The organism is Sphingomonas cellulosilytica (assembly GCF_052321755.1).
Taxonomy (GTDB): Bacteria; Pseudomonadota; Alphaproteobacteria; order Sphingomonadales; family Sphingomonadaceae; genus Sphingomonas.
On sequence record NZ_JBQRTT010000004.1, the window covers coordinates 291546 to 316230 of the forward strand.

Here is a 24685-nt window from a genome sequence, read left to right on the forward strand (position 1 = left end):
CGATGTTCGGATCGTCCAAGCCGATGGCGTCGCTGTCGTCCGGCCTGCTCGCCCGCAAGGGGCAGGCCCGCCCGGCGATGCGCAGCCAGGGATTCGGCGGCTTCGGCAGCCACAACCAGGGGCCGGACGATCTCGGCTGGAACGACATGGGGACGGAGCCTTCGCCCGTCGCTGCGCCCGTGCCGGTCGCCGTGCCCGCCGCGGCCGAAGCGCCTGCGCCGGTTCCGGCACCTGCGGCGCCCGCTGCCGCCGCCGAACCGGTGCCGACGGTGCTGGTGCAGCGCGAATTGCTCGCCGCGCAGATCGAATCGCCCGAGGCGGTGAAATCCGTCTCGGTCGCCACCGCGACGCGCATCCGGCGCGAGACGCAGCATGGCGGCAAGGCGGCCTTCACGCTGCGGGTCGACGCAGACCGGCACCTGCGGCTGCGCCTTGCGTCCGCGATCACGAACCGGTCCGCGCAGGATCTGGTGACCGAGGCGCTCGATGCGCTGCTCGGCGCGGTGCCCGAGGTGGAGGCGCTGGTGGCGCAGCTGTCGCCGGCGAAGTCCGCCCGCTGAGCCTTTTGGGGAATATGCGATGACGCCTCGTTTGATCCTGACCTTCGGCCTGTCCGCGCTGGTGTTCGGCGGCACGATGGTCGGCTGCACTGCCACGTCCGATCCGCTGGCCAAAGCCAGCGATCGCAGCACGGCGCGCGCGACGAAATCTGCCTCGCGCGACGCTGCGAAGGCGATGAAGGCACTGAACCACCGCGATGGCACCGCCGCTGTGCCTTATGCGGAAAGCGCCGTGGCGCTGGCGCCGCAGGACGCCGGCTATCGCATGGTGCTGGGCCAGGCGTATCTACAGGCGGGGCGGTTCGCCTCGGCGCGCGACACCTTCGCCGACGTACTCCAGCTGAACGGCGCGAACGGCAAAGCGGCGCTCAACCTCGCGCTGGCGCAGATCGCGACGGGGGACTGGGCGAGCGCGCGCGCGACGCTGGAACGCAATGCGGCGATCATCCCGATCGGCGATCTCGGCCTCGCCACGGCACTCGCGGGCAATCCGGCAGGCGCCGTGGCGATGCTCACCGATGCGGCCCGCACGCCCAGTGCCGGGCCGAAGGTGCGGCAGAATCTGGCGCTGAGCTATGCGCTCGCCGGCCAATGGGGCATGGCGCGCGTCGTCGCGGCGGCGGACATGTCGCCGGCCGATGTCGATGCGCGCATCGCGCAATGGGCGGCCTTCGCGCAGCCCAAGGGCGCGTCGGACCAGGTCGCCTCGCTGCTCGGCGTGACGCCGGTCGTCGACGCCGGCCGCCCGGTCGCGCTGGCGCTGACAGCGCCGGTGCAGGTGACGCCGATCGCCGATACGCCGATCGAGACGGCTGCACGTACTGACGCTGCCGTGCCGGCTGCGGCCGCTGCGGCAGCGAGCGTCGAGGCTCCCGTCGCCGCGCCGTCACCGGCCGCGACGCAGCAATTTGCCAAGGTGGTGTTCGGCCCGCGCAATCCGGTGGTGCAGCCGCTGCCGACCATGCTGATCCGGGCCGATGCGGCGCCTGCCAAGCTCGCCCTGGCGCAGGGCGGCGCTCGCGCCGGCGGCAGCCGCGTGGTGCAGGATGTGCCTGCGGCCATCCCCTTCGTCCGCAAGCCCGCCGCGGGCGGCGGCGACTGGTATGTGCAACTCGGCGCGTTCAGCAATGTCGCCATCGCCAAATCGGGCTGGGACCGCGCGACGCGGCGCTTCGCCTCGCTCTCCGGCCATCAGCCGACCGGCACGCCGATCGCCGCGCGGCAGGGATCGCTGTACCGCCTGTCGGTGGGCGGCTTCACCCGCGAGGACGCCGACCGGATGTGCCGCCGCTACCGTGCGCAGGGCGGCGACTGTTTCGTCCGGCGCGAGGCCGGCGACCGCATGGCGCAATGGCTCGCCACGCCGGTGCGGCTCGCCTCGCGAGGCTAGGCCTCTCGACAGGGCTGAGCCGCAGGCGTTCACACCTCGCGGCCGCCCTTCCACAGGCGCAGCACGCGGCCCTGCACGGGCAGGCCGTCGAACGGCGTATTGCCGGCCGACGCCGTGAAGGCGGCGCCGTCGATCTGCCACGGCGCATCGGCATCGAACAGCATCAGATCGGCAGGCTTGCCCGGTTGCAGCGTGCCGGTATCGAGGCCGAGCACCTGCGCCGGATGGGCGGCGAGCATCGCCATCAGCCGGTCGAGCGGCAACAGGCCATCGCGCACCAGCATCAGCGCCAGCGGCAGCAGCGTCTCCGCCCCCGCCATGCCGGCCGCCGAATCGGCGAGCGGCAGGCGCTTCGCCTCCGGCCCATGCGGATCGTGCGCGGAGGCGAGCACGTCGATCGTGCCGTCGGCCACCGCCGCCCGCGCCGCCTGCCGGTCGGCCTCGCTGCGCAGCGGCGGCGAGAGATGCGCATAGGTGCGGAAATCGCTCATCGCGATCTCCGACAGGTGCAGGTGCGCTGGCGTGATGCCGCAGGTGACGCGCACGCCGCGGCGCTTGGCGGCGCGGATCAGGTCAAAGGCGGCGGCGGTGGTCGCCTGGCGGATGTGGAGCCGGGCGCCGGTCTCCTCGGCAAGCATCAGGTCGCGCGCCACCGCCAGCGCCTCGGCGACCGCAGGGGCGCTGGCGAGGCCGAGCCGCGTCGCCGTCTCGCCATCGGTCGCCACCGCGCCGGCGGTGAGGCCGCCGTCCTCGGCATGCGTGACGACGGCGATGTCGAGGTCGCGCGCATAGCGCAGCACGCGCAGCATCACACCGCTGTCGGCGATCCAGCCGCGTCCCGTCCCGACCGCCCGCGCGCCCGCCGAGGCGCAGATCGCCATCTCCGCCATGTCCTCGCCGACGAGGCCGCGCGTGGCGGCGGCGATCGGATGGATCCACAGGTCGGGCTTGCCGATCAGCGCGGCGCGCTGGACGATGCCGGGATCGTCGAGCACCGGATTGCCGTCCGGCATCAGCGCGACGCGGACGATGCCGCCGGCGCGGCAGGCGGCGCGATCGACCTTGAAGACGCCGAGGTCGACGATGCCGGGCGCCAGCGTCTTGCCACCGCAATCGACCGTGATCGCATCGGCCGGAGGCGCGACGGCGCCGGTCGCGGCGATGACGCCGTCGCGGACCAGCAGGCTGCCCTGGGCGACGCCGGTGGCGGGGCAGGCGAGGCGTGCGTTGACGAAGGCGATCGTGCTCATGCCCAGCCCTCCACGCCGCGTGCGCGCCGGGTGAGGACGTCGAGGCAGGCCATGCGCACCGCCACCCCCATCTCAACCTGTTCGGTGATCGCCGATTGCGGCCCGTCGGCGACCGCCGAGTCGATCTCCACCCCGCGGTTCATCGGCCCGGGATGCATGACGAGGGCGTCGGGCAGCTTCGCGAGCCGCTCCGGCGTCAGGCCGTAGCGGAGGCGATATTCGCGGCTGGACGGGATATAGCCGCCCGCCATCCGCTCGTTCTGGACGCGCAGCATCATCACCACGTCGGCACCGACCAGCGCTGCGTCGAAGTCGGTGAACGGCGTCACCCCCATCCGCTCGATCGCGGCCGGCATCAGGGTGGATGGCGCGCACACGCGCACCTCGGCGGCGAGCGCGGTCAAGGCCAGGATATTGGAGCGCGCGACGCGGCTGTGCAGCACGTCGCCGCAGATGACGACCCGCTGGCCGGCGATCGACCCCTTGCGGCGGCGGATGGTGAGCGCGTCGAGCAGCGCCTGGGTCGGATGTTCGTGGCGCCCGTCACCGGCGTTCAGCACCGGGCAGTCGACCTTGTCGGCGATCAGCCGCACCGCTCCCGACGCCATGTGGCGGATGACGATCACGTCGGCGCGCATCGCGTTCAGCGTCTGCGCGGTGTCGATCAGCGTCTCGCCCTTCTTCACGCTCGATTGCGCGGCATGCATGTTGACGACGTCCGCACCCAGCCGCTTGCCCGCGATCTCGAAGCTCAACAGCGTGCGCGTGCTGTTCTCGAAGAAGGCGTTGATCTGCGTAAGCCCGGCGAGCCGCTTGTCCGGCGCGGCATGGCTGCGGTTCGCCGCCACCCACGCTTCCGCCTCGTCGAGCAGGAAGGCGATCTCATGCGGCTGGAGCCCGTCGATGCCGGTGAGGTGCCGGTGCGGGAAGACGGCGCCACCCTGGATCAGGGTGGCGGGACGGTGATCGGAGGCTTGCATCAAGCGCGCCGGGTAGCGCCGGCGGGGGACGGGGGCAAGCGGGACGCCCGATTCGGACCATGATCGAAGGGCGCGGAAGTTGTCGAAGTTTACGGCACGTCCCGCTCGGAATCGCTTCCCGCACGGCTCCGTCGCGGATGGGCGGCGGCACGAAGCGGGGATGGGCATTGTGGCAGTGTGGCAGAAACCCCGCCTGTAGGACAGCGTGGTCAGGCTGCCTCCGCCAGACGCTCGACCTTGATGTCATGCTCATGCGCACGCAGCTGCGCCAGATCATAGGTCAGCTGCATGCGCAGCAGCGTATCCGCGCGGACGCCGAATGCCTTCTCGAAGCGCAGCGCCATATCCGCCGACAGTCCGGCGTGGCCGTTCAGCAGGTTGCTCAACGCCTGCCGCGATACGCCCAGATGGGCAGCCAATGCCTTCACCGTTACGCCGTGCGGCTCCACGATATCCGTCTTCAGCCAATCGCCGGGATGCACGGCAAGCGCGGGATGCATCTTAAGCGCCATGATAATCCTCCAGATCCATATCGATAAGGGCGCCGTCGGCGTTGACCGCAAAGGTGATGCGCCAATTGCGGGTCACCGTCATCGCCCATGTTCCTGCCCGATCGCCGGTGAGCCGATGCAATCCATAATTCGGCGGCACCGCCAGTTCGTCCAACGATCCGGCCGCATCGATGAAGGCGAGCATCCTGCGGATTCGTGCCGTGTCGCCAACCAGCCCCTTGGTGTTGCCCGCTTCGAAGAACCTGCGCAGGCCCTTATGCACGATGCTGTCGATCCGCATGTGTCAAGCGATACTTGACACCATCGACCTTGTCAAGCCTCGGTTGACACGCGACCTTGCCTCACACCATCACCAGCGCGTCGATCGCCGCTTGCAGGATGTGCGCGGCGGCGAGATTGTCGATCCGTTCGGCACGCTTGGCGCGGCTCATGTCCTGTTCGATCATCGTGCGCTCCACCGCCACCGTGCTCCAGCGCTCGTCCCACAGCAGGATGGGGAGGGCGAGGTCGGCGCAATTGCGGGCGAAGGCGCGGGTCGACTGGCTGCGCGGGCTCTCGCTGCCGTCGAGGTTGAGCGGCAGGCCGAGGACCAGGCCGCGGACCTGCTGCGCGGTGGCGAGGGCGGCGAGCGCCGCCTTGTCGGCGGTGAACTTGGTGCGGCGGATCAGTTGCGCGGGGCTGGCGAAGCTCCAGCCGGCATCGCACAGCGCGGTGCCGATCGTCTTGGTGCCGAGGTCGAGGCCGAGCAACCGGCCGCCGCCGGGCAGCGCCTCGCGAAAGGCGGCGCGGTCGAGGGTCATCATCGCTTCGCCCCGAACGCGGCGAGGCGGCGCAAAGCGTCGGCGCGGACGTTGGCCCAGAACAGGCTGTAGTCGTACACGTGGAAGTTGTTGCCGGGCAGCACGTAATTGCCCAGTTCCGGCGGCTCGCCGATCAGCAGGAAGCCGCGCGGACCGCAGCGGGCGGGCACCTTGGCCGGCGTGATGACCGCGGTGGCGAGGTCGGCGGAGGGGTAGAGCGCGCCGAGGTTGGCGCTCGCCGGGGCGGCGGCATCGGCGGTGCCGGTCAGCGGGTTGGTGCAGACCAGCGGCGTGTCCTTGCGCGTGCGGCCATCGAAGCCGGTCGAGCGATCGTAGAGATCGGTGACGAGCGACGGATCGGCGGGTTCGGCGAAGCTTTCCCACGACAGCAGGCAGCGGGCCTGATCGGGCCGGGTGCATTGCGGCAGGCCGAGCGCGGCGAGATCGGTGCTCTTCGACACCGGCCAGCCGACGACATAGGCGGCGACGATGCGCCGCGCGATCGGCTTGCCCGCCACCTGTTCGCGCAGCAGACGGGTGAGGTGGAGCGCACCCTGGCTATGCCCGGCAAGGATGATCGGGCGTTTCGGATCGACCTGCTTCACGAACGCGGCAAAGGCGGCGGCGACGTCGCCATAGGCGAGATCGAGCGCGCGGTTGGCATCGGCGACGCTGGTCAGGAAGGCGCCGAACGTCGCCTGGCGATAGCGCGGCGACCACACGGCGCCGGCCGCGTTGAACGCGCTCGCCTGCCCGCGCAGGAAGATCGCGGTGCGCGCGTTGGTTTCGGGATCGTCCAGCGCCGCATTCCAATGGTCGCGGCCGATGTAGGAGGTCGGATGGATGAAGAACACCGCCGCCTGCGGCTTGGCCGCGGGCTGGTAGCCGGCCGGCGTCCACAGCGAGGGGTTGCCGGCGATGTCCGGCCGGGCGACCCACATCCTGGCGTCGGCATACACCTTCGGGTCGACGCGCGGCTGGCCGCGGAACTGCTCCGTCGGGACGAGCGCCAGGCGCAGGATCTCGACGCCGTACAGCCGGTAGGCGATGCCGCCGGCGATCACCAGCGCGATGAGAACGGCGAAGACATAGAGGAATTTACGGGCCAAGGCGGACGGGTTCCCGGATGGGCGGGGGAGGCGCCCTGATGGACGAGCGTCGCGTCGCGCGCAACACGAGGTTGCAAGGGCGGCGACGCCTCTGCTAGCCGCAGGCCATGTCCGTAGACACCGCCACCGTGAAGAAGGTCGCCGCGCTCGCGCGCATCGCGATCACCGACGAGGATGCGAGCCGCCTCGCCCCCGAACTCAGCAACATCCTCGGCTGGATCGAGCAACTGGGCGAGGTGGATACCACCGGCGTCGAGCCGATGACCGCCGTCATCCCCAACCGGCTGCGGCTGCGCGAGGACGTGGTCAACGCCGATCCGCTGACCGGCGGCGGCATCCGCGATGCGCTGATGGCCAACGCCCCCCAGGCCGAGCACGGCTTCTTTACCGTTCCCAAGGTGATCGAATAATGGCCGACCTGACCGACCTCGGCATCGCCGCCATCCGCGACGGCGTGCGCGCCGGCACCTTTTCCGCGGTCGAGGTGGCCGACGCCTTCGTGGTGAAGGTGGCCAAGGCCAAGCCGCTCAACGCCTTCCTGGTCGAGACGCCCGATCATGCACTGGCCGCGGCCCGTGCCGCCGACGCCGCGCGCGCGGCGGGCGAGACGCTCAAAGCCCTCGCCGGCGTGCCGATCGGCATGAAGGACCTGTTCTGCACCAAGGGCGTCGCCACCACCGCGGCGAGCGACATCCTGGGCGGCTTCACCCCGCCCTATGAATCGACGGTGTCGCAGAACCTGTGGGACGCCGGCGCCGGCATGCTCGGCAAGCTCAACATGGACCAGTTCGCGATGGGCTCGTCCAACGAGACGAGCGCGTTCGGCAACGTCCTGTCGCCCTGGCGCAAGGCGGGCAGCAATGCGCCACTGGCGCCGGGCGGCTCGTCGGGCGGCAGCTCGTCGGCGGTGGCGGCGCGGCTGTGCCCCGGCGCGACGGGTACCGACACCGGCGGATCGATCCGCCAACCCGCCGCCTTTACCGGCATCAGCGGCATCAAGCCGACCTACGGCCGCTGCTCGCGCTGGGGGACGATCGCCTTCGCCTCCAGCCTCGACCAGGCCGGGCCGATGGCGCGCGACGTGCGCGACTGCGCGATCATGCTGGAGGCGATGGCCGGCTTCGACGCCAAGGACGCGACCTCGCTGCAACTCGACGTGCCGCGCTGGGAGCATGGCCTGTCGCCGAGCCTTGCCGGCAAGCGCGTCGGCATTCCCAAGGAATATCGCGTCGACGGCATGCCCGAGGAGATCGAGGCGCTGTGGCAGGCCGGGATCGACTGGCTGAGGGATGCGGGCGCCGAGATCGTCGAAGTCTCCTTGCCGCACACGAAATATGCGCTGCCCGCCTATTACATCATCGCGCCGGCGGAGGCCTCGTCCAACCTCGCGCGCTACGACGGCGTGCGCTACGGCCTGCGCGACCTGCCCGATGGCGCCGGATTGCAGGACATGTATGCCGCGACCCGTGCCGACGGCTTCGGCGCGGAGGTGAAGCGGCGCATCATGATCGGCACCTATGTGCTGTCGGCCGGCTTCTACGACGCGTACTACACCCAGGCGCAGAAGATCCGCACCCTGATCGCCCGCGACTTCGAGCGCGCGTTCGAGACGTGCGACGTGCTGCTGACGCCCACCGCCCCGTCGGCGGCGTTCGCGCTGGGCGAGAAATCGGCCGATCCGATCGCCATGTACCTCAACGACGTGTTCACCGTGCCTTCGAGCCTGGCGGGGCTGCCGGCGATGAGCGTGCCGGGCGGGCTCGACAAGGACGGGCTGCCGCTGGGCCTGCAGATCATCGGTCGGCCGCTGGACGAGCAGGGCGTGCTGAATGCCGGCCTCGCGATCGAGCAGCGCGCCGGCTTCACGGCGCGGCCGGATGCGTGGTGGTAGACGATCGGGCAACCCAGTGTTACCTTGGTAGTGCCGGAGGTAGACGATGAACGCGCCGCTCGAAAAGCGCACGACGACCAACATGACCAGCAAAGGTCAGGTGCTGATCCCGAAGGACGTGCGCGATGCCATCGGTCTGGTGCCCGGGCTGCCCGTGGACGTCGGGGTCAACGATCGCGGCGAAGCGGTTGTCGTGCCAGGGCGGCGCTGGCCGGACGAGACGCCTGAGCAGCGCACCGCGCGGATAGAAGCGTTCTTCGCACGGATGCAGGAAAATCCGCAGTTCACACGGCCGACCGACGAGATCATGCGGGACATCCGTGGTGACGAACCGTTGCCGTGATCTTTGTCGATACGAATATCATCATCGACCTTCTAGGTACGCACGACACCCCAAGTGCGTCTTGGTCGCGCAAACGTTATGCCTCGGTGTTTGGCGTGGAAACGCTCGTCTGCAACCAGCTGGTGCTGGCAGAGGCTGCGGCCGGCGCGGAACGTCCTGCGGAATTGCTCGGCGACCTGGAGCAGCTGCAGATAGACATACTTGTCTTGACCGACCAGGTCGCACTTGCCGCCGGCAAGGCCCATGGCGAATATCGCCGGCGCGGCGGAACGCGGCAGCGGGTGCTGCCCGACTTCCTCATCGCCGGCCATGCCGCGACGCTGGGCGCCACGCTGATGACCCGCGACCGTCGCCTCGCCAGTTATTTCCCCGATCTCACCCTCATCACCCCAGAGACGCATCCATGACCGAGACCAGCTATCGCATCCAGGGCGCCACCGGCGAGTGGGAGGTCGTGATCGGCCTGGAGGTGCACGCGCAGGTGACCTCCGAGGCTAAATTGTTCTCCGGCGCGGCGACCGCGTTCGGTGCGGAGCCGAACACGCAGGTCAGCCTGGTCGACGCGGCGATGCCGGGCATGCTGCCGGTGCCGAACATGGAGTGCATCCGCCAGGCGGTGCGCACCGGCATGGCGATCGACGCGCAGATCAACCGCTGGTCGCGGTTCGATCGCAAGAACTATTTCTACGCCGATCTGCCGCAGGGCTATCAGATCAGCCAGCTCTACCACCCGCTGGTCGGCGAGGGTGCGGTGGAGATCGCGCCGGACGACAAGAACCCGGACGCGACCAAGACGATCGGCGTCGAGCGCATCCACGTCGAGCAGGACGCGGGCAAGCTGATGCACGACCAGCATCCGACGCGCTCCTATGTCGACCTCAACCGCTCGGGCGTCGCGCTGATGGAGATCGTCAGCCGGCCAGACATGCGTTCTCCCGCGGAAGCAGGGGCTTACCTGACGAAGCTGCGATCTATCCTGCGCTACGTCGGCAGCTGCGACGGCAACATGGACCAGGGGTCGATGCGCGCCGACGTCAACGTCAGCGTGCGCAAGCCCGGCGAGCCGTTCGGCACGCGCACGGAGACCAAGAACGTCAACTCGGTCCGCTTCGTCATGCAGGCGATCGAGCATGAGGCGAGGCGCCAGGTCGAGGTGCTGGAGGACGGCGGCACGATCGTGCAGGAGACGCGGCTGTTCAACCCCGACACGGGGCAGACGCGGACCATGCGATCCAAGGAAGATGCGCACGATTACCGCTACTTCCCCGATCCCGACCTGCTGCCGTTGGAGCTGGAGGAGGCGTTCCTGGAGGAATGCCGCGCCAGCCTGCCCGAACTGCCCGATGCCAAGCGCCAGCGCTACGAGGGGCTGGGCATCTCCGCCTATCAGGCGGGCGTGCTGACCGCCGAGGTCGAGGCGGCGCGCTGGTTCGATACCCTGCTGGAGGCGGGCGCCAAGCCGGTCGCGGCGGCGAACTGGACGACGTCCGAACTGTTCGGCGCGCTCAATCGCACCGGCAAGGGCATCGCCGAATCGCCGGTGTCGCCGGCGCAGGCGGCCGAGCTGCTGGCGCTGGTCGCCGATGGCACGCTGTCCGGCAGCCTCGCCAAGCAGGTGTTCGAGGTGATGCTGGAGACGGGCGACGCGCCGACGAAGATCGTCGAGGATCGCGGCCTCAAGCAGACCAGCGACACCGGCGCGATCGAGGCGGTGATCGCCGAGGTGCTGGCGAAGAACCCCAACCAGCTGGCGCAATATCGCGGCGGCAAGGAGGCGCTGTTCGGCTTCTTCGTCGGCCAGACGATGAAGGCGATGGGCGGCAAGGCCAACCCCGCCGTGGTCAACGACCTGCTCAAGACCGCGATGGCCGGCTGATGCGCGAGCGGGTCGCCCGCTGCCGGTGCGGGCAGCTGCATGAGCCGCCTCGAACGCCAAAGCTGATCGACATGCAAGATTAGGGACCTTCTTCATCCTCCCCCTGGCGGGGGAGGATTGAACGGCGATTGGTCCTAGGTGAGCCGAGGCGTCGGCGAACGACCCTCATCGGTTACACGCGATACGTCACCCCGGACTCGTTCCGGGGTCCACCGCGCCTCGGAGCCATGAACTTATGCGTGTGCGGACTGGTGGATGCCGGAACACGTCGGGCATGACGGAAGGGTATTCAGAGGCGATCGAGAGCCTGAGTGTTGAATTGCCCGTGCGTCGCCATGATGATGCGGTCAGCATCAGGAAAGGACGCTCGATGAAACCCGCATGGCTCCTCGCACTGGCACTGGCGGCGCCGCTCTCCGCGCAGCAAGCGCCCGCGCCCGCGCCCGCGCCCGCGCCCGCGCCCGCGCCTCTGCCCCGCGTCGCGTTCGAGACGACGACAGGCCGCTTCGTCATCGAGGCGGATACGGTGCATGCGCCGATCAGCGCGGGCAATTTCCTGAGATATGTCGACGGCAAGCGCCTGGACGGCGTCACCTTCTATCGCGCGGTGAAGGTCGCCGACCATTTCGGCTTCGTGCAATTCGGCCCGAACGGCGACGGCAAGCGCATTCTGCCGCCGATCAAGCATGAACCCACGACGCTTACCGGCATCAAGCATACCGACTTCACCGTCTCCACCGCGCGGCTGGAGCCGGGCAGCGGGCGCGGCGAGTTCACGATCAGCATCGGCGACCAGCCATCGTTCGACGCCGATCCGGCGAAGCCCGGCGACAATCTGGGCTATGCCGCCTTCGGCCATGTGGTCGAAGGACAGGATACGATCCTGAAGGTCTTCGATGCGCCGGTATCGCCGACCGCGACGATGCGCGGGTCGTTCAAGGGCGAGGTGCCGGTGGACCGGGTGACGATCCTGTCGGCCCGCCGCATCAAGGCGGGTTGAGGCCGGCCGCCGAGGGGGGGCATCGGCCGGCGCGCTTCCCCCTGCCGGGGCGGGGCTCACGCATATGGCCAGTCTGATCCGGGGTGGTGTTCTCCAATCCACCGTCATGTCGGACTTGGTCCGGCATCCACCGTGCCGCGCACCAATACGCTGTTGGCTTTGCAGCACGGTGGACCCCGGAACACGTCCGGGGTGACGAAGAATATTGTGATGGGATACGCTTCACCAAGGGCCAGCAACAGATGGGATAGCCCTCCCTTTCCCGGCCGGGAGAGCGAGGGGCGCCATCACTGCTGCGTCAGGTCTTGGTTCTTGACCTCGCCGCCGGTGCCGCTGTTGCCGTCGAACGCGCCGGGATCGGTGAAGCGCGACGGCTCCTCGCCGCCTTCGCCGCGCGCCACCGCATCGGAGCGCGCCTCCACCGCCTGCTGGATGTCGGGGCGCGGATCGGCGCGGTCGCCGTCGGGGTTGCTGTCCGGCGCGTCTGCGGGAATGCGATTGGTGTCGGTCATGTCAGACCTCCGCCGGCTGCGCGGTGCCGGGATCCGTCGCCGGCGTGCCGGGCGAGGGGACGTCGATGTCCGGGCCGGGCGTCGTCACCTCGGGCGGGGGGCCGTCGGGCTGCACCGGCTGCGGCGTCGGGGCGGGGGTTTCGGGCGGGGGCTGGGTGGCCATGGGGAACTCTCCTTCGCGCTGGATAACGCCCCGCACCGACGCCGGTTGCCTTGCGCGCTTGCCTGTACGCGCCACGCTGGTATAGACGCGCGCCCAAGGGATGGCCCGGCGCAGGTTCACTGTGCCGGAAAACCCCAACGGCGGGTCCTCGTGCGGGCGTGGCGGAACTGGTAGACGCGCTGGATTTAGGTTCCAGTATCGCAAGATGTGGGGGTTCGAGTCCCTTCGCCCGCACCAGTCCCGCATACCCAGGGCGGGACGGCAGCCATATGAATTTCCGTCAGATTTCTCCAGATTGAAGGCCGAACATGCAGACTGTCGAGACGTTGAACGAGGGCCTGAAGCGCGCCTACACGCTGACCATCACCGCCGCCGACATCGATGCCAAGGTCGATGCTGAGGTGAAGCGCGTCGCCCCGCAGGTGAAGATGCCCGGTTTCCGTCCCGGCAAGGTGCCCGTGAACCTAGTGCGCAAGATGCACGGCGAGGCGCTGGCCGCCGACGCGCTGAACAGCGCGATCCAGCAGGGCGTGCAGCAGCTGCTCGCCGACAAGGCGCTGCGTCCGGCGATGCAGCCTTCGGTCGCGCTGAACGACGATTACGCGCCGGGCAAGGATGCCGCGGTCACCGTCGAGCTGGAAGTGCTCCCCACCGTGCCCGCGCCCGCGATCGACGCGCTGAAGCTCGAGCGGCTGACCGTGCCGGTCGCCGACGAGGCGGTGGACGAACAGCTGCAGAAGTTCGCGGACCAATCGAAGAAGTGGGACGATGCCGATGACAAGGCTGCCGAAATGGGCGACCTCGTCACCGTCGACTTCGTCGGCAAGACCGCGGACGGCGTCGCCTTCGATGGCGGCACCGGCACCGACATGGGTGTCGAACTGGGTTCGGGCCGCTTGATCCCGGGCTTCGAGGACCAGCTGGTGGGCGTCCGCCAAGGCGAGGAAAAGACGCTCAACGTCACCTTCCCCGAGGATTACGGCGCCAAGGAACTGGCCGGCAAGCCCGCCACCTTCGACATCACCGTCAAGAAGATCCAGGTCGCCGGCGAGAGCAAGATCGACGAGGATCTCGCCAAGAACCTCGGGCTCGAAAGCCTGGAGCAGCTGCGCGGCCTCATCAAGGGGCAGATCGAGCAGGAGCACAACGGCCTCACCCGCACCCACATGAAGCGCAAGCTGCTCGACCAGCTCGCCGAGGGTCACGATTTCGAAGTGCCGCCTTCGATGGTCGAGGCCGAATTCGCGCAGATCTGGCAGCAGCTCGAGCATGAGGCGACGCATGAGGCTGACCCGGCCGCCGCGCTCGCCGAGATGGAATCCGAGCGCGACGATTACCGCAAGATCGCCGAGCGCCGCGTCCGTCTCGGCCTGCTGCTGTCGGAGATCGGCCAGGCGAACGGCGTCGAGGTCAGCCAGCAGGAAATGAACCGCCTGATCGCCCAGGCCGCGCAGCAGTATCGCGGCGAGGACCAGCAGCGTTTCATCCAGTACATCCAGCAGGAGCCGATGGCCGCCGCCCAGCTGCGCGCGCCGCTGTACGAGGACAAGGTCGTCGACTTCCTGTTCGACAAGGCCGAGGTGACCGACCGCGAAGCGACCCGCGAGGAGCTGGAAGCCGCGATCGAGAGCGAGGACGGCTTCGCGACCGGCACGCACAGTCACGACCACGACAACCACAAGCCGCGCAAGTCGAAGAAGGCCGACGGGGGCGAGGGCGCAGCTGAAGGCGAGGTTAAGCCTGCCAAGAAGGCCGCGGCCAAGAAGCCGGTGGCGAAGGACGACAATGCCGGCGCCGAGGTCGAGTCGGCCCCGGCCGCCGACGAAGCGCCCGCCGCCAAGAAGCCGCGCGCCAAGAAGGCTGCCGCTCCCGTCGAGGCAGAGACCGCAGCGACGGAATCGTCGCCGGTCGCCGCCGAAGCGGCGGAAGGCACCGAAGCCGCCGACGCCGCCCCGGCCAAGAAGCCGCGCGCGAAGAAGGCCGCGGCGAAGACCGAGGGCTGATCGTGAGGGGGAGGGGCGGCGCCTCCTCTCCGTCGTCATCCCCGCGCAGGCGGGGATCCATAGTCGCTCCGTTGATGATCCATCGCGACGTCAGCCAGTATGGATCCCCGCCTGCGCGGGGATGACGGGTAACATTCAGGAACTGCTGGGGCAGGGGAATGCAAGACGTGACGCAGCCGGTGATCGCAGTCCTGCTCCCCTGCTACAACGAGGCCGCGGCGATCGCGCAGACCGTCGCCGGCTTCCGCGCCGCGCTGCCCGGCGCCACCGTCTACGTCTACGACAACAATTCGACCGACGACACGGTCGCCGTCGCGCGCGCCGCGGGTGCCGTCGTGCGGACCGAGCGTATCCAGGGCAAGGGCGCCGTGGTCCGCCGGATGTTCGCCGACGTCGACGCCGACGTCTATGTCATGGCCGATGGCGACGCGACCTATGACGCCGCCTCCGCCCCCGCGCTCGTCGCGCGGCTGCTCGCCGAACAATGCGACATGATCGTCGGCGCCCGCGTCAGCCAGGTGCAGGAAAGCTATCGCCGCGGCCACCGCTTCGGCAACGCGCTGCTCACCGGCATGCTGGCGCGGCTGTTCGGGCGCAGTTTTACCGACATCCTGTCGGGTTACCGCGTCTTCTCGCGCCGCTTCGTCAAGAGCTTCCCCTCGCTGTCGGCGGGGTTCGAGATCGAGACGGAGATCAGCGTCCATGCGCTGGAGCTCAAGATGCCCTGCGCCGAGATCGAGACGCCCTATTTCGCGCGGCCGGAGGGGTCGGCGTCGAAGCTCAGCACCTACAGCGACGGTTTCCGCATCCTCTCGACCATCCTGACGCTGTACCGGATCGAGCGGCCGCTGCTGTTCTTCGGCGTGATCGGCGCGCTGTTCGCGCTCGTCGGGCTGGTGCTCGGCGTGCCGCTGGCGATCACCTATATGGCCACGCATCTGGTGCCGCGTTTCCCGACCGCGATCCTCATCACCGGCCTCGGCATCGTCGCCGCGCTGTGCGTGTTCGCCGGGCTGATCCTCGACACGGTGGTGCGCGGCCGGCGCGAGGTGCGACGGCTCGCCTATCTGGCGCACCGCGCACCCTCTGCCGGGGCTTGAACTCGCCCGCCGGAGCGCCGATGTTGGCGCTCCTTAGGGCATAAGAGAGATTTCCATGCACAATCCGTTCGAGACCGGTGATTACGCGGGCCATCTGGGTCGCGCGGGCCTTGGCCTGCAGCAGACGCAGGCGGGCCTCGTGCCGATCGTCATCGAACAGTCGAACCGCGGCGAGCGTTCGTTCGACATCTTCAGCCGCCTGCTGCGCGAGCGGATCATCTTCGTGACCGGTGGGGTCGAGGACGGCATGGCCAGCCTCATCACCGCACAGCTGCTCTTCCTCGAGTCCGAGAACCCGAAGAAGGACATCTTCATGTACATCAACTCGCCGGGCGGCGTCGTCACGGCGGGCATGGCGATCCACGACACGATGCAGTACATCCGCCCGCGCGTCGGCACGGTGTGCATCGGCCAGGCGGCGTCGATGGGCAGCTTCCTGCTCGCCTCGGGCGAACCGGGTATGCGCGTCGCGCTCACCAATGCGCGGATCATGATCCACCAGCCGTCGGGCGGCGCGCAGGGCATGGCGTCGGACATCGAGATCCAGGCCAAGGAAATCCTGCGCATTCGCAAGCGGATGAACGAATTGTACGCGCAATACACCGGCCAGCCGATCGAGGAGATCGAGCGCCGCATGGACCGCGACACGTTCCTGGAAGCCAATGAAGCCAAGGACTTCGGCCTGGTCGACGAGGTGTTCGACAAGCGGCCGACCCCTGCCGAGGATGTCGCCCAGGCGGCCTGAACATGCGCCTGGGCGTGACTTTTAGTGACTTTTCGGCGTTGTGGTTTGCGTATCGGCCGGTCTACCATGACCGGCCTCACCAGCGGGGCAACCCCCGCGACAAGGAAGTGTGAATGACGAAATTGAGCGGTGGCGACTCGAAGAGCACCCTCTATTGCTCGTTCTGCGGCAAGTCGCAGCACGAGGTGCGCAAGCTCATCGCAGGACCGACCGTGTTCATCTGCGACGAGTGCGTCGAGCTGTGCAACGACATCATCCGTGAGGAAACGAAGTCCGCGCTGGTCAGCAAGAAGGACGGCGGCGTCCCCACGCCGCAGGAGATCTGCGACGTGCTCGACGATTACGTCATCGGCCAGAAGCAGGCCAAGCGCGTGCTGTCGGTGGCGGTGCACAACCACTACAAGCGGCTGAACCACGGCGCCAAGGGTGCCGACGTCGAGCTCGCCAAGTCGAACATCCTGCTGGTCGGGCCGACCGGCTGCGGCAAGACGCTGCTCGCGCAGACGCTGGCGCGCATCCTCGACGTGCCGTTCACGATGGCCGACGCGACGACGCTCACCGAAGCGGGCTATGTCGGCGAGGACGTCGAGAACATCATCCTCAAGCTGCTCCAGGCCTCCGACTACAATGTCGAGCGGGCACAGCGCGGCATCGTCTACATCGACGAGATCGACAAGATCAGCCGCAAGGCCGAGAATCCGTCGATCACCCGCGACGTGTCGGGCGAGGGCGTGCAGCAGGCGCTGCTCAAGCTGATGGAAGGCACCACCGCCTCCGTGCCCCCGCAGGGTGGCCGCAAGCATCCGCAGCAGGAGTTCCTGCAGGTCGACACGACGAACATCCTGTTCATCTGCGGCGGCGCGTTCTCCGGCCTCGAAAAGATCATCGGCGATCGGTTGCAGGGCAAGTCGATCGGCTTCGGCGCCTATGTCGCGGCTCCGGAAGAGAAGCGCACCGGCGAGCTGCTGCGCCAGACCGAGCCTGAGGATCTGCTGAAGTTCGGCCTGATCCCCGAATTCGTCGGCCGCCTTCCCGTCATCGCGACGCTGGAGGACCTCGACATTCCGGCGCTGGTCAAGATCCTGAGCGAGCCCAAGAACGCCCTGGTCAAGCAATACCAGAAGCTGTTCGAGATGGAGGAGGTCGAACTCGGCTTCACCGACGATGCGCTGGTGACGGTCGCCAAGAAGGCGATCGAACGCAAGACCGGCGCGCGCGGCCTCAGATCGATCCTGGAGGGCATCCTGCTCGACACGATGTTCGACCTGCCCGGCATGGACGGCGTCGACGAGGTGATGATCGACAAGGACGTGATCGAGGGCCGCAAGGAACCGATCCGCGTCTATGCCGAGAAGAAGAAGGACGGCGCCGGCGCTGCGGCATGATGCCGGCCTGAACCGATCGGGGGGGGGCGTCGTGTGAGCGGCGCCCCCTTTTCGTGGTGGCCCAGTCACATCGATTTACTGTGGATACCGCGAGGCGTGGTCGTCCCCTTTGCGGTAATGCTTTTGATTTACAGTGCACTTGATGCCGAGGATTTCGGGCGCGCAGCTCTTGCGGAACGCTCGTGCCAACCCTTCTGTCATGCCGGGCTCGTTCCGGCCTCCACGGTGGAGCGTAGCCAGACGCCATGGATTGCGCGGCTCGGTAGACCCCGGAACCGGTCCGGGGTGACGGTTCGCATGTGACATGCGTGGCCTTTGCAGCAGCATCTGCTTTGCGAGGACATCCGGCAGGTGGCGGACCATGATACTGGTCCGACCGCATCATCCGCCGTTAACGCGTACCGCCGCATGACAGCCGCGCAACGAATGGGGCGACGATGACGGATCTCTCTCTGGATACGACCACAGCGCCCGCCTGGCGGCGCGGCCGGGGACCGCTGCGCGTGCTCCCCGCGTTGCTGTTCCGCGACCGGCAGCCGTGGCTCGCCATCCTCGTCGGCTGGGTGCTGACGATCGCGGGCAGCACTGCGCTCAGCTTCGTCATCGCGCACCTCGTCCCCGATCATGCCGGGCCGGACCTCGGCGACACCTCCGCGCCGGTGAAGTTGTTCCTGATCGCGCTGTTCAGCCCGGTGATCGAGACGCTCGTCATGGCCGCGATCCTCGCCGTGCTGCTGCGGTTGCTGGGTGCGTGGCAGGCGGTAGTCGCCAGCGCCGCCATCTGGGGCGTGCTGCACAGCCTCGCCTCGCCCTGGTGGGGGGCGGTGATCTGGTGGCCGTTCCTGATCTTCTCGACGCTCTACGTCACCTGGCGCCGTCGCGGCTTCTGGCGCGCCGCCGCGCTGGTCGCGGCCGTGCACATCCTCCAGAACGTTTTCCCGGCGATCCTGATCGTCACGGGGCATTGAGCGGGCTCTGGCCTGCGTGATGCCGCTGTCCTAGGCTGCGGTCATGACACTTGCCACGACCTATCGCGACCAGGGCTATGTCGCGCTGCCGGGCCTGTTCCCGCCCGAGGTGCTGCGTGCCTTCTACCAGATGATGCAGGCCGATCTGGCGGCAGCGGGGCGGCCGCTCCAGAGCTTCGCCGCGCGCGGGCCGCTGCTGCGGCAGCCGGCGATCGAAATCTATGCCTTCCAATATGCGCCGATGCTCACCTTCCTGTGGGGGCTGACGCCGCGCATGGCGGAGGTCGCCGGTTGCGACCTCATGCCGACCTACGCCTATTTCCGCGCCTATCAGCAGGGCGACGTATGCCGCGTGCACTCCGATCGGCAGGCCTGCGAGCACAGCCTGTCGCTGACCATCGCTTACGCCGAGGACCGTCCCTGGGCTCTGTCGGTGGCGACGGAGCGGACCGAGGTACCGCAGCCGGTGATGGCGGACGATTTCGGCAGCCAGCCTTATGGTTCGGTGGCGATGCAGCCGGGCGATGGGGTGATGTACCAGGGGACGCACCACCGCCACGGGCGGCTCGACCCCAGTCCCAACAGCTGGTCCGCGCACCTCTTTCTGCACTGGGTGGAAAAGGACGGCCGCTATCGCGAGCATGCCTTCGACCGGCCGGCGCACGCGCGGGCCGCCCAGAAGCGCTGACCGGGTATGGAGCCGGCGGCGCTTCCATCGCCGCCGGCTCCGCTTGGGTTACGGCTTGCCGATCTGGTCGGTCTGCGCGCCACTGTCGGGGCGGGCGGGGCCCAGGTTCGGCACGTCGCCCAGCGGCTCGTTGCGGAACACGGTGAACTCGCCCTTGCCGTCGATCGACGGTCCGCTCGTCCAGCGGCCCTCCGGCACCGATCCGTCGATCGAGGTGACGTAGTAATTGTAGTTGTTCTGGTTGTCCTCCTCGCTCTGCGGGAAGCTGTTGGGGATCGGCACCTGCTTGGCCGCGCCGCCCAGTTCCTCCACCACGGCCAGCCACTGGTTCTGGTGCATGGTGTCGCGCGCGATCATGTAATGCAGCATCTTCTTCATGCCTTCGTCATGCGCGGCGTTGAACAGGCGCACGGCGAGCACGCGCCCGGTGCTCTCCGCCGCGACGTTGGCATACATGTCCGCGGCGACGTTGCCGCTGGCGTAGATGTGGCTCATGTCGAAGGGGACGCCGTCCGAATCGATCGGCATCGCCGACAGGCCGCTTGACAGCAGGTTCTTGTGGATCAGCCCCTCGACGATGTGGCGCGGCCGCTCGCCGCCCATCACCGCACCGACGATGCCGTCAGCCGCGCCTTCTTCCTGCAGGCTGGCGGGCGCCTTGTCGAGGTTGAGCGCGACCGCGGTCGCCAGCATCTCGATATGGCCGATCTCTTCCGTCGCGGTGTTGAGCAGCATGTCGCGATAGCGCGGATCGGGCGAGCGATTGCCCCAGGCCTGGAAGAAATATTGCATGCAGACGCGGATCTCGCCTTCGACGCCGCCGATCGCCTGCTGGAGCATGCGGGCGAACTGGGGATCGGGCTTCTCGACGGTGACCGGATACTGCAGTCGCTTGTCGTGGTAGTACATGACGGGCGTCTCCTGATGGATCGTGAGGATGGACGCCGGCAGTGTGCCGACCCGGTGCTAACCGTTCAGACGCGCAAGGGTTTGTTGCGAAGGAATAACAAAGTCCAACAATCGTCGTAACTTAGATCACGCCGTACCGGGGTCGCCGCGCATCGCCGCGCAATTCGCCGGATGGATCGACACGGACCTTTCGCGGCGGCGGTGCATTGGCTTTTACGGGCGATGCGAAGGAGCACAGGTGGCTGCAGCGACGAACGACGACACGACCGGGCAGGGACCTGCAAAGGGATGGTTCGGCCTGCCGCCGTGGGCGATCCTGTTTCCGCTGGCCGGCGTGCCGGCGGTGCTGCTGTCGGTCTATGCGATGGGGGCGGTGGGCACCGGCATCGCGGCGGCGATCCTGATCGGATCGGTGGTCGCCGCGGTCCACCATGCCGAGGTCGTCGCGCACCGCGTCGGCGAGCCGTTTGGCACGTTGGTGCTCGCCGTCGCGGTGACGGTGATCGAGGTGTCGCTGATCGTCTCGCTGATGCTGTCGGGATCGGGCGATGTCGCGGCGCTCGCCCGCGATACGGTGTTCGCGGCGATCATGATCATCCTCAACTTCATCATCGGCCTTTGCCTGCTGACCGGTGGGCTGAAGCATGGCGAGCAGCGCTTTACCCTGCGCGGGATCAGCGCGGCGCTGGCGACGCTCGCCGCGCTGGTGGTGCTGTCGCTGATCCTGCCCAATTACACGACCAGCGCGGCGGGGCCGACCTATGCGCCCTCGCAACTGCTGTTCGTCGCGGTGGTCAGCGTGGTGCTCTACGGCACGTTCGTGCTGGTGCAGACGGTGCGGCACCGCGACTATTTCCTGCCCGCCGGCGATATCGAGCCGGAGGGGCACGCCGCGCCGCCGACCAACCGTACCGCGTGGACCGCGTTCGGCGTGCTGCTGGTCGCGCTGGTCGTGGTGGTGATGCTGGCCAAGGGGCTGTCGTCGCGGGTCGAGGAGGCGATCGCCTCCGCCGGCCTGCCGCATGCGATCGTCGGCGTGGTGATCGCCGGGCTGGTGCTCGCGCCGGAGAGCCTGGCCGCCTACAATGCGGCGCGACGCGACCGATTGCAGACGAGCCTCAACCTCGCGCTCGGATCGGCGCTGGCGACGATCGGCCTCACCATCCCGGCGGTGGCGATCGTCAGCCTGACCCTGGGCCTGCCGCTGGCGCTCGGCATCGGTGCCAAGAGCATGACGCTGCTCGCCCTGTCGCTGTTCGTGACGACCATCTCGCTCGGCACCGGGCGGACGACGGTGTTGCAAGGCGTGGTGCACCTCGTCATCTTCGCCGCCTACCTCTTCACGACGGTGATCCCCTGACCATCCTGCTCGCGCGCCAGACCCATCGCACGCCCACCGCGGCGATGCTGGCGCGCGCGTTTCAGGACGATCCGGCGTTCGCCTACATCATCCCCGATCCGGTGCAGCGCGCGGCTCGGCTGCCGCGATTGTTCGCGCTGCTCTTCGACAGCGACGGACGGGCCGGGATGCGGCTGCTGACGGGGGGCGGCGAGGCGGCGACGCTGTGGCGGGCACCGGGGCAGGCGGCGGTCGGCTGGGGGGAGATGGTGCGCCATGCCGTGCCCCTGCTCGCTGCGCTGCGCGGCGGGGTGCGGCGCGCGCTGGCGGTCAGCGCGGCGATCGACGCTCACATGCCGCAAGGCGCCTTCTGGTATCTGCACATCGCCGGGTGCGATCCGGCGGCGCAGGGCCAGGGCTTCGGCCGGGCGGCCCTTGCTGCGGGACTTGCGCGGGCGGCGGGGCGGCTGCCCTGCTATCTGGAGACGGCGACCGAACGGAACCTCGGCTTCTATGCCGCGGCGGGGTTTGCGGTGACGGCGGACTGGCGGGTCGGGCGCGACGGGCCACGCTTCTGGTCGATGCTGCGCCAGCCGGATCGAGGTCCCGCGGGCGGGGAACGTCAGAACCCGCCGGGCACGAAGCGCTTCACCCGTCCGGCGTAATCGGCATAAGCGGTGCCGAACAGCGCGTGCAGCAGGCGTTCCTCGGCGCGCACGCGCAGCCAGGTGCCGAGCGCATAGACCGGCAGTGCCGCCAGCAGGTGCGCGGCGTGGCCGAGCGCCAGCGCCATCGCCACCACGACCAGCGCCAGCGCGCTATAGATCGGGTGGCGGACGCAGGCGAACGGGCCGGTGGTCACCAGCCGGTGATCGGCCCGGGTGCGCGCGACGAGGCTCCAGTTGCGGCCCATCACGGCGGTCGCCCAGACGAACAGCGCCAGCGCCGCGGCGAGCAGCAGCGCGGTCACCGCGGCCTGCGCCATCGCCGCCGCGCCGAGCGGATCGAGTGTCACCGCCACCGGCCCCGCCCAGGCGATGCAGAAGGCGACGCCCTGCACCGCGATGCCCCCGATCGAAACCGGGTCGCGCCGACCACCTGCCTCCGGCCGACGCTGCCAGCGGCGCGCGACGAGCGCGACCGCGAACAGGAACAGGCCGAGCGCCAGCGCGGCGAGCGCGGGCAGGCCGGTGGCGGCGATCATCGCGGACGCTGCTTGCCCGCCAGCCACAAGCCGGTGGCGATCTGCGCCACGGCATACAGCCGCCGCCGCCCCGGCCGGTCGACGAAGGGGCGCACCGTCCGTTCGGCACCCAGCGCATCGCGCTTCCACAGGTCGACGTGGCGGCGCGGCTGGGCGAGACCGACCAGTCCGTCGCCGACCATGAAGATCGCCGCCATCTCCGCGGCGCGGGCGAGCCAGGGTGCCGAAGCGGACGGGCGCGCGCTCACTTGGCCGGCGCCTTTTGCGCGGACTTCCAGGCCTGGAAGGCGTCGACGGCATCGTCCTGCTTCAGCACGCGCGCCATCGGATCGACGACGACGTGCGCGCCTTCGGGCACCGTGATCGTCGCCAGGCCGCCGGTCATCGGCACCTTCTGCACCACATTGTCGATCGACACCTCGACCGGCAGCGGGAAGGGCTTGCCGTTGGGGGCGACCCATTTCAGCTGGAGCTGCGTCGCATTGCGGCTGACCGTCAGCTTGGGCAGCCCCGCCTGATACAGGTAGACGTCGAAGAACCACTGCCAGTTCTGCCCGGTCACCTGATTGACGTAGGCGATGAATTCCGGGGTCGTGCGGAAGACGGGCTGGAAATTGCCCGGCTGCGGGTCCGGAATGCCATAGACGGTCAGCTGCAGCACGCGGTGGAAGGCGGCGTCGCCGATCGCGTTGCGCAGCGTGTGGAGTACCCAGGCGCCCTTGTAGTAGATGTCACCGCCGCGGCCGGGCGCCTTCTTGTAGACGTCGTCGGCGGTCTGCGGCTTGCCGGTCACCAGCGCCGACTGGTTGAGGATCTTCGGCCGCATGTCGAGCATCATCGCGTCGTAGCGCGCCTCGCCCTCGCGCCAGCGGCCGTAGAGCGGCTGCATATATTCGGTGAAGCCTTCGTGCATCCAGAAGTCGTCCCAATTGGGCGCGGTCATCTGGTTGGCGAACCATTCGTGGCCGAATTCATGCTGGAACAGCCAGTCGAATCCCTCAGGCGCCTTGGCGTATTTGTTGCCGTAGGCGTTGATCGTCTGGTGCTCCATGCCGAGGTGCGGCGTCTCGACCACGCCGACCTTTTCGCTCGGCCAGGGGTAGGGGCCGACCACGGCTTCGTAGAAGTCGAGCGTCGGGGCGAATTCGGCGAACAGCTTCTCCGCCTGCGGCTTCTCGCCCGGCAGGTACCAGTAGAACATCGGGATCTCGTTGCCGTAGCGGCTCTTGTAGGTGCCGCTGATCTCCTCGTACGGGCCGATGTTGAGCGCGATGGCGTAGGGGTTGGGATGGGCGATCTGCCAGTTCCAGGTGGTGCGGCCGTCGTCGAACGTGTCGACGCCGAGCAGCTTGCCGTTGGACGGCGCCTTCAGCCCCTTGGGCACGGTGATGTGCAGCGTCACCGACTGCGGCTCGTAGGTCGGATAGTCGATGCACGGCCAGAAGAGGTCGCAGCCCTCGTTCTGCACGGCGGTGGCGACCCAGGGCTGCCCGTCGGGCGTCCGCGCCCAGACGAAGCCGCCGTCCCACGGCGCGTGCACCGCGGTGTGCGGCCGGCCGCCGTAGGTGATCTTGACGGTCAGCTTGGCACCCTTGGCGGCCTTCTTGACCAGCTTGATCGTCATCCGGCCTTCGGGATTGCTGAAGCCGGCGGAATCGGCGCCGTCGACCGTCACCGCCGTGACGGTGTAGTTCTTGTCGAGATCGACCACGAGGCGGTCGGTCTTGTCGAGCGTGGTGAAGACGAGGGTCGCGGTCGCGTTGATGACCTCGCGGTCGGGATCGACCTCGATCGCGAGATCGGCGGTGTCGAACGTCACCTTCTTCTGCGCTGCGTCCAGCGGCCCGCCGGAGGCGGAGGTCTGGGCGGTAAGCGGCGGCTTGCCCGGGTCGGCGGCGAAGGCGCTCGACGAGAGCAGCAGCAGGGCGGCAAACGGCAGGCGAAGCGACATTCCATAC

General features: G+C 68.6%; 28 protein-coding genes and 1 tRNA gene. 17 read left to right on the top strand and 12 right to left on the bottom strand.

The features are described from left to right. The first annotated feature begins 2 nt into the window (after positions 1-2). Positions 3-560: a hypothetical protein gene (locus ACTZQ5_RS08845; protein ID WP_443584805.1), complete on the top strand. Its 558-nt coding sequence runs from the start codon at positions 3-5 to the stop codon at positions 558-560. Between the two features lie 19 nt (positions 561-579). After that, entirely contained in the window at positions 580-1950 is a 1371-nt protein-coding gene (locus ACTZQ5_RS08850; protein WP_443584806.1) for a tetratricopeptide repeat protein, read from the top strand. A gap of 29 nt (positions 1951-1979) precedes the next feature. On the opposite strand, the gene ACTZQ5_RS08855 is transcribed toward ACTZQ5_RS08850, so the two are convergent. The 6 genes from ACTZQ5_RS08855 to ACTZQ5_RS08880 form a co-directional block, all read right to left on the bottom strand. Then, positions 1980-3200 carry a dihydroorotase gene (locus ACTZQ5_RS08855; protein ID WP_443584807.1) on the bottom strand — a complete coding sequence of 407 codons (1221 nt, stop codon included), beginning with the start codon at positions 3198-3200 and terminating at the stop codon, positions 1980-1982. Beyond that, on the bottom strand, positions 3197-4180 hold the full coding sequence (locus ACTZQ5_RS08860; protein ID WP_443584927.1) for an aspartate carbamoyltransferase catalytic subunit: 984 nt from the start codon (positions 4178-4180) through the stop codon (positions 3197-3199). The genes ACTZQ5_RS08855 and ACTZQ5_RS08860 overlap by 4 nt, the downstream gene beginning before the upstream one ends. Positions 4181-4389: 209 nt before the next feature. Continuing rightward, complete coding sequence (locus ACTZQ5_RS08865; protein ID WP_443584808.1) at positions 4390-4692, bottom strand: HigA family addiction module antitoxin; 303 nt, start codon at positions 4690-4692, stop codon at positions 4390-4392. Further along, positions 4682-4972 carry a type II toxin-antitoxin system RelE/ParE family toxin gene (locus ACTZQ5_RS08870; protein ID WP_443584809.1) on the bottom strand — a complete coding sequence of 97 codons (291 nt, stop codon included), beginning with the start codon at positions 4970-4972 and terminating at the stop codon, positions 4682-4684. The genes ACTZQ5_RS08865 and ACTZQ5_RS08870 overlap by 11 nt, the downstream gene beginning before the upstream one ends. Positions 4973-5033: 61 nt before the next feature. After that, positions 5034-5495 (bottom strand): Holliday junction resolvase RuvX, encoded by a 462-nt coding sequence (gene ruvX / locus ACTZQ5_RS08875; RefSeq protein ID WP_443584810.1) that lies wholly within the window; start codon positions 5493-5495, stop codon positions 5034-5036. After that, positions 5492-6601, bottom strand: coding sequence for a DUF3089 domain-containing protein (locus tag ACTZQ5_RS08880; protein ID WP_443584811.1), 1110 nt, complete (start codon positions 6599-6601; stop codon positions 5492-5494). Before ACTZQ5_RS08880 ends, ruvX begins: the two co-directional genes overlap by 4 nt. 107 nt (positions 6602-6708) lie before the next feature. Here ACTZQ5_RS08880 and gatC point away from each other — a divergent pair, with 107 nt between their 5' ends. The 6 genes from gatC to ACTZQ5_RS08910 all read left to right on the top strand — a co-directional run bounded on the left by gatC (position 6709) and on the right by ACTZQ5_RS08910 (position 11711). Further along, positions 6709-7011 carry an Asp-tRNA(Asn)/Glu-tRNA(Gln) amidotransferase subunit GatC gene (gene gatC / locus ACTZQ5_RS08885; protein WP_443584812.1) on the top strand — a complete coding sequence of 101 codons (303 nt, stop codon included), beginning with the start codon at positions 6709-6711 and terminating at the stop codon, positions 7009-7011. After that, positions 7011-8492 carry an Asp-tRNA(Asn)/Glu-tRNA(Gln) amidotransferase subunit GatA gene (gene gatA / locus ACTZQ5_RS08890; RefSeq protein ID WP_443584813.1) on the top strand — a complete coding sequence of 494 codons (1482 nt, stop codon included), beginning with the start codon at positions 7011-7013 and terminating at the stop codon, positions 8490-8492. The genes gatC and gatA overlap by 1 nt, the downstream gene beginning before the upstream one ends. 46 nt (positions 8493-8538) lie before the next feature. Further along, positions 8539-8835, top strand: coding sequence for an AbrB/MazE/SpoVT family DNA-binding domain-containing protein (locus ACTZQ5_RS08895; RefSeq protein WP_443584814.1), 297 nt, complete (start codon positions 8539-8541; stop codon positions 8833-8835). Next, the gene (locus ACTZQ5_RS08900) at positions 8832-9242 is read left to right on the top strand and encodes a type II toxin-antitoxin system VapC family toxin (protein WP_443584815.1); all 411 of its coding nucleotides are present in this window, start codon (positions 8832-8834) and stop codon (positions 9240-9242) included. The genes ACTZQ5_RS08895 and ACTZQ5_RS08900 overlap by 4 nt, the downstream gene beginning before the upstream one ends. Continuing rightward, positions 9239-10711, top strand: coding sequence for an Asp-tRNA(Asn)/Glu-tRNA(Gln) amidotransferase subunit GatB (gene gatB / locus ACTZQ5_RS08905; RefSeq protein ID WP_443584816.1), 1473 nt, complete (start codon positions 9239-9241; stop codon positions 10709-10711). Before ACTZQ5_RS08900 ends, gatB begins: the two co-directional genes overlap by 4 nt. 370 nt (positions 10712-11081) lie before the next feature. Then, positions 11082-11711 (top strand): peptidylprolyl isomerase, encoded by a 630-nt coding sequence (locus ACTZQ5_RS08910; RefSeq protein ID WP_443584817.1) that lies wholly within the window; start codon positions 11082-11084, stop codon positions 11709-11711. A 287-nt stretch (positions 11712-11998) separates the two neighbouring features. Here ACTZQ5_RS08910 and ACTZQ5_RS08915 read toward each other — a convergent pair whose 3' ends face one another. After that, the gene (locus ACTZQ5_RS08915) at positions 11999-12223 is read right to left on the bottom strand and encodes a hypothetical protein (RefSeq protein ID WP_443584818.1); all 225 of its coding nucleotides are present in this window, start codon (positions 12221-12223) and stop codon (positions 11999-12001) included. 1 nt (position 12224) lies between these two features. Continuing rightward, complete coding sequence (locus ACTZQ5_RS08920) at positions 12225-12386, bottom strand: hypothetical protein (protein ID WP_443584819.1); 162 nt, start codon at positions 12384-12386, stop codon at positions 12225-12227. A gap of 152 nt (positions 12387-12538) precedes the next feature. On the opposite strand from ACTZQ5_RS08920, the gene ACTZQ5_RS08925 reads away from it, so the two are divergent. The 7 genes from ACTZQ5_RS08925 to ACTZQ5_RS08955 all read left to right on the top strand — a co-directional run bounded on the left by ACTZQ5_RS08925 (position 12539) and on the right by ACTZQ5_RS08955 (position 19275). Then, positions 12539-12623, top strand: a tRNA-Leu gene (locus ACTZQ5_RS08925). A gap of 71 nt (positions 12624-12694) precedes the next feature. Further along, entirely contained in the window at positions 12695-14389 is a 1695-nt protein-coding gene (gene tig, locus ACTZQ5_RS08930) for a trigger factor (RefSeq protein WP_443584820.1), read from the top strand. Between the two features lie 158 nt (positions 14390-14547). Then, a complete protein-coding gene (locus tag ACTZQ5_RS08935) occupies positions 14548-15489 on the top strand; it encodes a glycosyltransferase family 2 protein (RefSeq protein WP_443584821.1) in 942 nt (313 codons plus the stop codon). Positions 15490-15544: 55 nt separating this feature from the next. Continuing rightward, on the top strand, positions 15545-16234 hold the full coding sequence (locus ACTZQ5_RS08940; RefSeq protein WP_443584822.1) for an ATP-dependent Clp protease proteolytic subunit: 690 nt from the start codon (positions 15545-15547) through the stop codon (positions 16232-16234). Positions 16235-16347: 113 nt separating this feature from the next. Continuing rightward, positions 16348-17619: an ATP-dependent Clp protease ATP-binding subunit ClpX gene (gene clpX / locus ACTZQ5_RS08945; protein ID WP_443584823.1), complete on the top strand. Its 1272-nt coding sequence runs from the start codon at positions 16348-16350 to the stop codon at positions 17617-17619. A 437-nt stretch (positions 17620-18056) separates the two neighbouring features. Beyond that, complete coding sequence (locus tag ACTZQ5_RS08950) at positions 18057-18587, top strand: hypothetical protein (RefSeq protein ID WP_443584824.1); 531 nt, start codon at positions 18057-18059, stop codon at positions 18585-18587. A 43-nt stretch (positions 18588-18630) separates the two neighbouring features. Then, positions 18631-19275, top strand: coding sequence for a hypothetical protein (locus ACTZQ5_RS08955; RefSeq protein WP_443584825.1), 645 nt, complete (start codon positions 18631-18633; stop codon positions 19273-19275). A 48-nt stretch (positions 19276-19323) separates the two neighbouring features. Here the strand turns inward: ACTZQ5_RS08955 and ACTZQ5_RS08960 are convergent, their stop codons facing one another. Then, positions 19324-20184, bottom strand: a complete 861-nt coding sequence (locus ACTZQ5_RS08960) for a manganese catalase family protein (protein WP_443584826.1) — start codon at positions 20182-20184, stop codon at positions 19324-19326. A gap of 238 nt (positions 20185-20422) precedes the next feature. Between ACTZQ5_RS08960 and ACTZQ5_RS08965 the strand changes: the two genes are divergently transcribed. Next, positions 20423-21544, top strand: coding sequence for a calcium:cation antiporter (locus ACTZQ5_RS08965; protein WP_443584827.1), 1122 nt, complete (start codon positions 20423-20425; stop codon positions 21542-21544). A 44-nt stretch (positions 21545-21588) separates the two neighbouring features. After that, complete coding sequence (locus ACTZQ5_RS08970; RefSeq protein ID WP_443584828.1) at positions 21589-22188, top strand: GNAT family N-acetyltransferase; 600 nt, start codon at positions 21589-21591, stop codon at positions 22186-22188. On the opposite strand, the gene ACTZQ5_RS08975 is transcribed toward ACTZQ5_RS08970, so the two are convergent. The 3 genes from ACTZQ5_RS08975 to ACTZQ5_RS08985 are packed head-to-tail and all read right to left on the bottom strand — an operon-like array spanning position 22146 to position 24678. After that, positions 22146-22727 (bottom strand): methyltransferase family protein, encoded by a 582-nt coding sequence (locus ACTZQ5_RS08975; RefSeq protein ID WP_443584829.1) that lies wholly within the window; start codon positions 22725-22727, stop codon positions 22146-22148. The two genes, ACTZQ5_RS08970 and ACTZQ5_RS08975, sit on opposite strands and share 43 nt — an antisense overlap. Further along, positions 22724-22975, bottom strand: coding sequence for a hypothetical protein (locus tag ACTZQ5_RS08980; protein WP_443584830.1), 252 nt, complete (start codon positions 22973-22975; stop codon positions 22724-22726). The genes ACTZQ5_RS08975 and ACTZQ5_RS08980 overlap by 4 nt, the downstream gene beginning before the upstream one ends. Beyond that, a complete protein-coding gene (locus tag ACTZQ5_RS08985; protein WP_443584831.1) occupies positions 22972-24678 on the bottom strand; it encodes a M1 family metallopeptidase in 1707 nt (568 codons plus the stop codon). Before ACTZQ5_RS08985 ends, ACTZQ5_RS08980 begins: the two co-directional genes overlap by 4 nt. Positions 24679-24685: the final 7 nt, after the last annotated feature.

Excerpts from the sequence above, each read along its gene's own strand:
- ACTZQ5_RS08845 (WP_443584805.1), top strand. The coding sequence starts at position 3 with ATGTTCGGATCGTCCAAGCCGATGGCGTCGCTGTCGTCCGGCCTGCTC.
- ACTZQ5_RS08850 (WP_443584806.1), top strand. The coding sequence starts at position 580 with ATGACGCCTCGTTTGATCCTGACCTTCGGCCTGTCCGCGCTGGTGTTC.
- ACTZQ5_RS08855 (WP_443584807.1), bottom strand. The coding sequence starts at position 3,200 with ATGAGCACGATCGCCTTCGTCAACGCACGCCTCGCCTGCCCCGCCACC.
- ACTZQ5_RS08860 (WP_443584927.1), bottom strand. The coding sequence starts at position 4,180 with ATGCAAGCCTCCGATCACCGTCCCGCCACCCTGATCCAGGGTGGCGCC.
- ACTZQ5_RS08865 (WP_443584808.1), bottom strand. The coding sequence starts at position 4,692 with ATGGCGCTTAAGATGCATCCCGCGCTTGCCGTGCATCCCGGCGATTGG.
- ACTZQ5_RS08870 (WP_443584809.1), bottom strand. The coding sequence starts at position 4,972 with ATGCGGATCGACAGCATCGTGCATAAGGGCCTGCGCAGGTTCTTCGAA.
- ruvX (WP_443584810.1), bottom strand. The coding sequence starts at position 5,495 with ATGATGACCCTCGACCGCGCCGCCTTTCGCGAGGCGCTGCCCGGCGGC.
- gatC (WP_443584812.1), top strand. The coding sequence starts at position 6,709 with ATGTCCGTAGACACCGCCACCGTGAAGAAGGTCGCCGCGCTCGCGCGC.
- gatA (WP_443584813.1), top strand. The coding sequence starts at position 7,011 with ATGGCCGACCTGACCGACCTCGGCATCGCCGCCATCCGCGACGGCGTG.
- ACTZQ5_RS08895 (WP_443584814.1), top strand. The coding sequence starts at position 8,539 with ATGAACGCGCCGCTCGAAAAGCGCACGACGACCAACATGACCAGCAAA.
- gatB (WP_443584816.1), top strand. The coding sequence starts at position 9,239 with ATGACCGAGACCAGCTATCGCATCCAGGGCGCCACCGGCGAGTGGGAG.
- ACTZQ5_RS08910 (WP_443584817.1), top strand. The coding sequence starts at position 11,082 with ATGAAACCCGCATGGCTCCTCGCACTGGCACTGGCGGCGCCGCTCTCC.
- ACTZQ5_RS08915 (WP_443584818.1), bottom strand. The coding sequence starts at position 12,223 with ATGACCGACACCAATCGCATTCCCGCAGACGCGCCGGACAGCAACCCC.
- ACTZQ5_RS08920 (WP_443584819.1), bottom strand. The coding sequence starts at position 12,386 with ATGGCCACCCAGCCCCCGCCCGAAACCCCCGCCCCGACGCCGCAGCCG.
- tig (WP_443584820.1), top strand. The coding sequence starts at position 12,695 with ATGCAGACTGTCGAGACGTTGAACGAGGGCCTGAAGCGCGCCTACACG.
- ACTZQ5_RS08935 (WP_443584821.1), top strand. The coding sequence starts at position 14,548 with ATGCAAGACGTGACGCAGCCGGTGATCGCAGTCCTGCTCCCCTGCTAC.
- ACTZQ5_RS08940 (WP_443584822.1), top strand. The coding sequence starts at position 15,545 with ATGCACAATCCGTTCGAGACCGGTGATTACGCGGGCCATCTGGGTCGC.
- clpX (WP_443584823.1), top strand. The coding sequence starts at position 16,348 with ATGACGAAATTGAGCGGTGGCGACTCGAAGAGCACCCTCTATTGCTCG.
- ACTZQ5_RS08950 (WP_443584824.1), top strand. The coding sequence starts at position 18,057 with ATGACGGATCTCTCTCTGGATACGACCACAGCGCCCGCCTGGCGGCGC.
- ACTZQ5_RS08955 (WP_443584825.1), top strand. The coding sequence starts at position 18,631 with ATGACACTTGCCACGACCTATCGCGACCAGGGCTATGTCGCGCTGCCG.
- ACTZQ5_RS08960 (WP_443584826.1), bottom strand. The coding sequence starts at position 20,184 with ATGTACTACCACGACAAGCGACTGCAGTATCCGGTCACCGTCGAGAAG.
- ACTZQ5_RS08970 (WP_443584828.1), top strand. The coding sequence starts at position 21,589 with ATGCTGGCGCGCGCGTTTCAGGACGATCCGGCGTTCGCCTACATCATC.
- ACTZQ5_RS08975 (WP_443584829.1), bottom strand. The coding sequence starts at position 22,727 with ATGATCGCCGCCACCGGCCTGCCCGCGCTCGCCGCGCTGGCGCTCGGC.
- ACTZQ5_RS08985 (WP_443584831.1), bottom strand. The coding sequence starts at position 24,678 with ATGTCGCTTCGCCTGCCGTTTGCCGCCCTGCTGCTGCTCTCGTCGAGC.